The 7,588-nt window shown below is 73.7% G+C and carries 6 protein-coding genes; 2 read left to right on the top strand and 4 right to left on the bottom strand.

The window, feature by feature from the left end:
- Positions 1-57: 57 nt before the first annotated feature.
- From htpG to E2C05_RS06815, 3 genes are all read right to left on the bottom strand, one after another.
- A complete protein-coding gene (gene htpG, locus E2C05_RS06805; RefSeq protein ID WP_133218858.1) occupies positions 58-1,872 on the bottom strand; it encodes a molecular chaperone HtpG in 1,815 nt (604 codons plus the stop codon).
- Between the two features lie 198 nt (positions 1,873-2,070).
- A complete protein-coding gene (locus tag E2C05_RS06810) occupies positions 2,071-3,165 on the bottom strand; it encodes an HlyD family secretion protein (RefSeq protein WP_133218859.1) in 1,095 nt (364 codons plus the stop codon).
- Positions 3,162-3,695: a MarR family winged helix-turn-helix transcriptional regulator gene (locus E2C05_RS06815; protein WP_133218860.1), complete on the bottom strand. Its 534-nt coding sequence runs from the start codon at positions 3,693-3,695 to the stop codon at positions 3,162-3,164. Before E2C05_RS06815 ends, E2C05_RS06810 begins: the two co-directional genes overlap by 4 nt.
- A gap of 74 nt (positions 3,696-3,769) precedes the next feature.
- Here E2C05_RS06815 and E2C05_RS06820 point away from each other — a divergent pair, with 74 nt between their 5' ends.
- Positions 3,770-5,287, top strand: a complete 1,518-nt coding sequence (locus E2C05_RS06820; protein ID WP_158291983.1) for a DHA2 family efflux MFS transporter permease subunit — start codon at positions 3,770-3,772, stop codon at positions 5,285-5,287.
- Between the two features lie 68 nt (positions 5,288-5,355).
- Entirely contained in the window at positions 5,356-6,204 is an 849-nt protein-coding gene (locus E2C05_RS06825) for an SDR family NAD(P)-dependent oxidoreductase (protein ID WP_133218864.1), read from the top strand.
- Between the two features lie 18 nt (positions 6,205-6,222).
- On the opposite strand, the gene E2C05_RS06830 is transcribed toward E2C05_RS06825, so the two are convergent.
- Positions 6,223-7,425 carry an OmpA family protein gene (locus E2C05_RS06830; protein WP_133218862.1) on the bottom strand — a complete coding sequence of 401 codons (1,203 nt, stop codon included), beginning with the start codon at positions 7,423-7,425 and terminating at the stop codon, positions 6,223-6,225.
- Between the last annotated feature and the right edge of the window lie 163 nt (positions 7,426-7,588).

Below are 7,588 nucleotides of genomic sequence, written 5' to 3' on the forward strand. Positions count from 1 at the left end.
GTCATCGCCCGGCGGGGAGGGTCCGGGAGGGGCAGAGCCCCTCCCAGGGACGCGCGGCTACAGCGACTGCGCCACGCGCCGCACGAAACCCGCCGGGTCGCGCGGCGCGTCGCCGTCCTGGATGCGCGCCAGATCCAGCAGCAGGCCCGCGGCCTCGGTCACCTGCGCCTCCCCGGCCGCTGCCAGCTTGCGGATCAGCGGGTGCCGCGGGTTGATCTCCAGCACCGGCAGGGCGCCGCCGGTCTCGCGGCCGGCGCGGCGCAGCAGGCGCTGCAGCTGCAGGTCCGGGCCGTATTGCGGCGCGGCCAGCACCACGGCGCTGTCCACCAGCCGGTCGGTCGCCCGCACCTCGGACACCGCGTCCTTCAGCGCCGCCGTCAGCTTCGGCAGCAGGTCGGCGACATCGGCCGCCTCGCCCGCCGGCGTCGCCTCGCCCAGCTTCGACAGGTCCACGCTGCCCTGGGTGATGCTGCGGATCGGCTTGCCCTCGAACTCGCCCAGGCGTTCCGGCCAGAACGTGTCGATCTGATCGGTCAGCAGCAGCACCTCCACGCCACGGGCGCGGAAGCCTTCCAGCTGCGGCGACCCGGCCAGCGCCGCGGCATCGTCGCCGGCCAGGGTGTAGATCGCCTCCTGCCCGTCCTTCATGCGGGAGACGTAGTCGGCCAGCGAGGTCCAGCCCTCCACCGCCGAGGAGCGGAAGCGCAGCAGCGCCGCGACATCCTTGCGGTGCTCGGCATCCTCCCAGACGCCTTCCTTCAGCGTGGCGCCGAAATTCTCCCAGAACTTCGCATAGTCCTCGGCATCCTTGGCGCGGGCCTTCAGCTCGGACAGCACGCGGCCGGTGACCGACTTGCGGATGCGGGCCAGCACCGGGGTCGCCTGCAGCATCTCCCGCGAGACGTTCAGCGGCAGGTCCTCGGTGTCCACCACGCCATGGACGAAGCGCAGCCAGGGCGGCAGCAGCCCGGCCTCGTCGGTGATGAACATGCGGCGGACATGCAGGCGGACGCGGCTCTCCCGCTCCCCCTCCACCGCCTGGAAGGGCTTCATGCCGGGGACGAAGAGCAGCGCGCTGAATTCCAGCATGCCCTCCGCCCGCCAGTGCAGCGTCGCCCAGGGGCTGTCGAAGACATGGCCAAGGTGGCGGTAGAACTCGGTGTAGCTCTCCTCGCTCACCTCCGCCTTGGGCTTGCGCCACAGCGCGGTGCCCTCGTTCGCCGCCTCCTCCTGCCCGTCCCGCGTCACGGTGATCGGGATGGTGATGTGGTCGGCCCATTTGCGGATGATGGCCTGCAGCCGGAAGGGCTCCAGGAACTCCTCCGCATCCGGCTTCATGTGCAGCAGGATGTCGGTGCCGGCATCGTCGCGCGCGCCGGGGGCCAGGGTGTAGTCGCCCTTGCCCTCGCTGGCCCAGACCCAGGCCTCCCCGGTGCCGGCGCGGCGGGACGTCACCTCCACCCGGTCGGCCACCATGAAGGCGGAATAGAAGCCGACGCCGAACTGGCCGATCAGGCTGGGCTTCTGCTCGGCCGGCGCCTCGGCCAGCGATTTGGCGAAGGCCAGCGTGCCGGACCGGGCGATGGTGCCCAGGTGCTCGGCCAGCTCGGCCTTGCCCATGCCGATGCCGCAATCGCTGATCAGCAGGGTGCGCGCCGCCTTGTCCGGCACGATGCGCAGCTTGGGCTCGGCCGGCAGGCCGAGATCGGGCTGGGTCAGCGCCTCGAACCGCCGCCGGTCGACGGCGTCGGCCGCGTTGGCGACCAGCTCGCGCAGGAAGATCTCGCGCTCGGAATAGAGGGCGTGGACGACCAGATCCAGCAGGCGCCCCACCTCGGCGCCAAATTCATGCCGCTCCAGGCTCTCGCTCACCGTGTTCCCCCTTCGGTCGGGAGCGGCTGGCGGCGGGCCGGGCAGGCCCCGGCGGCGCGCTGCCGCTCCGGCTACGGATCGGCGGGGGCAGGTCATGTCCGGCCCCCGCCTCGGACGGGCGGCGATATGCGCGGTCCGGCAGGCGGTTTCAACGGCCCGCGATCAGGCGAGGGCACCGGGGCCGGCCGGCTTCGCCCACTACCGCGTGGCGATCTCCGCCGGGCCGCCGGCGGCGCTGGCGCTGCCGCGGAACCACCCGCCGACCATCGCCGCCACATCCTCGAACCTCCGCTGGCGACCGGTGTCGATCGCCACCGTCGCGGTGATGCCGGCGCGCAGCGGCGGCTCCCCCGGGAAGGGCTGAAGCCGGATGCGCACCGGCAGCCGCTGCACCACCTTCACCCAGTTGCCCGAGGCATTCTGCGGCGGCAGGATGGCGAACTCGGCGCCGGTGGCGGGGCTGATGCTCTCGACCTCCCCCACCCAGGTCACGTCCGGGTAGATGTCCAGCATCACCTGCACCTGCTGGCCCACGGTCACATGGGTCAGCGTCGTCTCCTTCAGGTTGGCCTCCACCCAGGGCCGGCGTTCCGACACCAGGGCGAAGACCGGCGTCGCCGCCTTCACCTGCTCGCCGCGCTGCAGCCGCATGTTGACGATGGTGCCGCCGACCGGCGCGGCGATCTCGGTGCGGCGCAGGTCCAGCCGCGCCTGGTCGCGGTCGGAGATCCGCTGCCGCACCGTCGGGTGCTCGTCCACCGGCAGGTCCGGGTTGCCCTGCAGCGTGGTCAGCAGCCGGGCCAGGCGCTGCCGCACCACCTTGACGCGTTCCCGCGCCACCTCGGCATCGCTCAGCGCCTCCTCCAGCTTCGCCGCGGCCGACACGCCGCCGCGCGCCAGGTCCTGCTGCCGGCGCGCCTGGCGCTGCAGGAATTCGGCGCGGCTCAGCAGCTCGCCCAGCTCGCTCTCGGTCTCGCGGTAGGTGGCGCGGGCGGTCTCCACCAGGGTGCGGGCGGCATCCAGCTCCGCCTCGGCGCGCGCCAGCACCAGGCGGTAGGGCTCCGGGTCGATCCGCAGCAGCAGGTCGCCGGCCTGCACGCGGGTATGGTCGCGCACCGCCACCTCCAGCACCCGGCCGGCGACCTCGGGCGCCACCTGCACGATGTCGGCCTTCACATAGGCATTCTCGGTGGTGACGTAGCGCCCGCCGCGCTGCCAGGCGATGGCGGCCGCCGCCAGGACCAGCAGGGGCACGCCGAGCAGCAGCAGGGGCCGCAGCAGCTTGCGTCTCATGGGGCGGCCGCGCGGGCCTCGGCCGCGGCGGCGGCGGGGCGGCGGGCGCCGCCTTCCAGCAGGGTCGCCTTCATCCGCTCCAGCATGTCGCTCAGCACCTCGCGCTCGGCCTCGTCCAGGCTGGCCATGGCGTCGTCCAGGAATTCCTCGGCGATGCGGCCCATCTCGGCCTGCACCCGCTCCGCCTCCTCGGTCAGGTAGAGGCGGTTGATGCGGCGGTCGGCCGGGTCCGCCCGGCGGACCAGCCAGCCGCGCGGCTCCAGCCGGTCGATCATCCGCCCGGCGGTCGCCCGCTCCACCTCCAGCATCTCCGCCAGTTCCGACTGGCTCAGCCCGGGATTGCGGTGCAGGCGGCTGAGCACCAGCCATTGCGACCGGGTCAGCCCGATCCGCCGCACCCGCCGGTCGAAGGCGCTGCGCATCAGCCGGGCCACGTCGGCGATGAGGAAGCCGATCTGGCGGCGATCCTCGGCGACCGGGGCCGGGGCCGGAACTGGGGGAGGCTGGCGGGCTGGTCCTGGGCGGGGCATGGCGGGCTCGCCTGGATTGTTGCCTAACTCATCATCGCCCGGCAGACTTTCGTCAAGGTTACGTGGCAGCGATCATGGCCGACCCGCCCGACGCCCTGGAATTGCCGGTGCTGCGCCGGGTGCTGATCCTGGCCGCGGCGGTGCTGGGCTCGACCCTCTACGCCACCACCCTGCTGGTCGCCTCCACCCTGCTGCCGCAGATGCAGGGCAGCTTGGCGGCGACGCCGGACGAGATCGCCTGGACCACCACCTTCAACATCCTGGCCACCGCCATCGCCACGCCGATGAGCGGCTTCCTCGCCGCCCGATTCGGCCGCAGGCGGGTGATGCTGGCCAGCACCATCGGCTCCACCCTCGCCACCTGGATGTGCGGCCAGGCGGAGACGCTGGAGGCCATGGTGCTCTGGCGCGTGCTGCAGGGCGGCCTCGGCGCGCCCATGGTGCCGCTGGCCAATGCCATCGTGCTGGACAGCTTCCCGCGCCGGCAGGCCGGGCTGGTCAGTTCCATCTTCGGCATGACGGTGGTGCTGGGTCCGGTCATCGGCCCGGTCTTCGGCGGCATGCTGGCCGAGGCCTATGGCTGGCGCTGGGCCTTCTACATGATCGTCCCGGCCGGCGCGGTCGCCGCCTTCGCGCAATGGCTGGTGCTGCCGCGGGACCGCCCGGGCGGCCGGGTCCCGCTGGACTGGACCGGCTTCCTGGCGCTGGCCACCTGCATCGCCTGCCTGCAGCTCGTCTTCTCCCGCGGCCAGCGGCTCGACTGGTTCGAGAGCGCGGAGATCGTCATCGAGGTGCTGCTCGCCCTCCTCGCCTTCTGGATCTTCCTGGCGCATTCGCTGACGGCGCCGCGGCCCTTCCTGAACCTGCGGCTGCTGCTGGACCGCAACTACGCGCTCGGCCTCGTCCTCGTCACCATCTACGGCATGGTGAATTTCACCCCCATCGTGCTGCTGCCCGGCCTGCTGCAGTCGCATGCCGGCTACCCAGACAGCATCATCGGCGAGATCGTCGGCTATCGCGGCCTGGGCGGCGTCGTCGGCTTCGGCAGCACGCTGCTGATCGGCCGCTTCGACCCGCGCATCGGGATGAGCCTCGGCTTCGGCCTGCTGGTCGTCTCCGGCCTCTGGCTGATGAGCCTCGACCTCAATGTCGGCACCGGGGTGCTGCTGGCGAATTCGGTGCTGCAGGGCGTCGCCGTCGGCATCATCTGGGTGCCGCTGACGGTGCTGACCTTCCGCACCCTGCCGCCGGGCGCGACGGCCGAGGCGATGTCGGTCTTCCACCTGCTGCGCAACCTCGGGTCGAGCCTGTTCATCGCCGTCAGCGTGACCGAGATCATCCGCTCCCAGGCGATGAATTACGGCCGGATGACCGAGCTGCTGTCGCCCTACAACGAGGCGCTGTCGGCGCCGCAGGTGATGGGCGGCTGGACCCTGGAGACGCTGCAGGGCCTCGCCCGCCTGTCGCGGGAGATCGACCGGCAGGCCGCGATGATCGGCTATGCCAATGCCTTCGGCCTCTACATGGCGGCCTCGGCGGCGGCGATCGGCGTGGTGCTGCTGGCGCGCGGCCGGCCGCGGCCGGCCGGCTGACCGCCGCCGCCATCCCCGGCGCCGCTCGCGCGTTGCCACGCCCGACCATGCCCGAAGGGAACCCGACCATGCCCGCGCTCGACCTGCCGCCCGATCCCGTCGCCACCGTCACCGGCGCCGCCTCCGGCATCGGCCTCGCCGCCGCCATCCGCTTGGCCGGGCTGGGCTGCCGGGTCTGCCTCGCCGACCTGGGGGAGGACCGGCTGGCGCGCGCCGCCGCCGCCGTCGCCGCCGCCGTGCCGGGCGCCGGGGTGATGACCCGGGCCACCGATGTCAGCCGGCCGGAGGAGGTGGAGCGGCTGGAGGCGGCGGTGCGCGACCGCTTCGGCGGCACCGACATCCTGATGAACAACGCCGGCATCCAGCCGGGCAGCGCCATCCCCGGCGACCTCGAGACCTGGCGGCGCGTCCTGGAGGTGAACCTCTGGGGCATCATCCATGGCTGCCGCGCCTTCCTGCCCGGCATGCTGGCGCGCGGCCGGCCGGGGCGGATCGTCAACACCGGGTCGAAGCAGGGCATCACCACGCCGCCGGGCGACCCCGCCTACAACGTCGCCAAGGCCGGGGTGAAGGCCTTCACCGAGGCCCTGGCGCATGAGCTGCGCAGCACGGAAGGCGCCAGGATCGGCGCGCACCTGCTGATCCCGGGCTTCGTCTTCACCCCGCTGACGGCGAAGGGCCGCGCCGAGAAGCCGGCGGCCGCCTGGACGCCGGAGCAGACCGTGGATTTCATGCTGGACCGGCTGGCGGCCGGCGATTTCTACATCCTCTGCCCGGACAACGACGTGCCGCGGGCGCTGGACGAGAAGCGCATCCTCTGGGCCGCCGGCGACATCGTGGAGAACCGCCCGGCCCTGTCCCGCTGGCACCCCGACCACGCCGAGGCCTTCCGCGCCTTCGTCGCGGGCGAGGGCTGAGCCCGTCCGCCGCCCGGATCAGCGCGCCGCGACCAGCTGGTCGCAGCGCTGCGGCCGGAACTCCACCCGCCGGTCCAGCGCATCGCGCATGTCGTCGGTGCCGAGGCCGATGATCGGGTCCCGCGCGCCGCGGCCCAGCGCCGCGGTGCGGGGCCGCAGCGGCGGCTCGGCGGCGACCAGCCGCGCCCGCACCCGGCCCGCCCGCGCCAGGGAGAGCCGGTCATTCGCCGCCGCGCCGCCGGTGACGCTGGCATGCCCGACGACCTGCAGGCAGGCGCGCCGCGCCTCGGCCCGTTCGGCGATCTGCCGCAGCCACATCGGATAGGGGCCGCTCACCCGTGGGTCGCGCACGAATTCGGTGGTGGCGGGGCGGAACAGCAGCTTCACCGCCAGCCGCTCCTGCTCCAGCCCGACCTCGACCAGGTCGGCGAAGGCCTGCTCGGCCTCCGTCTCGCGGCCCAGCGCCTGGTTGGCCAGGTAGATGCCGTTCAGCGCCCGCAATTGCCGCCCGCCCGCGGTGGTCCCGGCCTGGCGGAACAGCGCCAGGGCGCGTTCCGGCCGGCCGGCCTCCTGCGCCGCCACGCCTTCGGCGACCAGGGCCTGGGCGCGCAGCCCGCGCAGATAAGCGGGGTCCATCGGCGTGCCCGGCGCGCCGGCGCAGGTGCGGAGATAGGCGGCGACCATCGCGTCCTCGGTCCAGGCCGGGCTGTCGGCGAAGAAGGCGGTGGGCGTCGCATCCACCGTCCCGCCCTGCACCCAGGCGGTGGGGTGGGCCAGGATGGTGCCGCTGCGCAGGTCGCCCAGCACCGCCCAGATGCGGAAGGTGTCGGTCGGCGCCGTGGCATTGGCCAGGCTGCCGGGCGCCTCCACCGGCGTCATGGCGCCCAGCAGGATCAGCGGCTGCGCCTCCAGCGCCGCGAGCGAGAAGGGCTGCAGGTCGAATTCCGGATGCCGCTCGCGCACCAGCGCGGCGATGCGCGCCTCCATGCCCCGGGTCGCCGCCGTCTCGGCGCCGCTGGCGCGGTCGATCAGCGGGTCGATGACCAGCATGCGGCGGCCGCCGGCGGCGATCTCCGGCAGGGTGCGGGCGCCGGCGAGGGTCGCCTCCGCCAGCGCGAGCACCGCGTCATCGAAGGGCAGCGCCGCCTTGGGCGGCGGCGGGGCATCGGCCAGGCGGGCCGGCGGCGCGGCGCAGGCACCGAGCGCGGCGAGCAGCGCCACGGCCAGGGCCAGGACACCGCGGCGCCGGCGGTCAGGGGGCCGGCGCACAGGCGGCACGGATCCGGGCACGATCGCCATCGCTGGGTCTTTCATCGAGTTGCAGGCGGGCCAGCAGCGGCGCGCAGGCCGTCCCGGCGGTGGCGCGCGGCGCCGCGCGGCGCGG

Source organism: Paracraurococcus ruber, assembly GCF_004353985.1.
Lineage (GTDB): Bacteria > Pseudomonadota > Alphaproteobacteria > Acetobacterales > Acetobacteraceae > Paracraurococcus > Paracraurococcus ruber.

What these genes read in the sequence shown, in the direction of transcription:
- E2C05_RS06810 (WP_133218859.1), bottom strand. Translation starts at nt 3,165, where the DNA reads ATGAGACGCAAGCTGCTGCGGCCCCTGCTGCTGCTCGGCGTGCCCCTG.
- E2C05_RS06815 (WP_133218860.1), bottom strand. Translation starts at nt 3,695, where the DNA reads ATGCCCCGCCCAGGACCAGCCCGCCAGCCTCCCCCAGTTCCGGCCCCG.
- E2C05_RS06820 (WP_158291983.1), top strand. Translation starts at nt 3,770, where the DNA reads ATGGCCGACCCGCCCGACGCCCTGGAATTGCCGGTGCTGCGCCGGGTG.
- E2C05_RS06825 (WP_133218864.1), top strand. Translation starts at nt 5,356, where the DNA reads ATGCCCGCGCTCGACCTGCCGCCCGATCCCGTCGCCACCGTCACCGGC.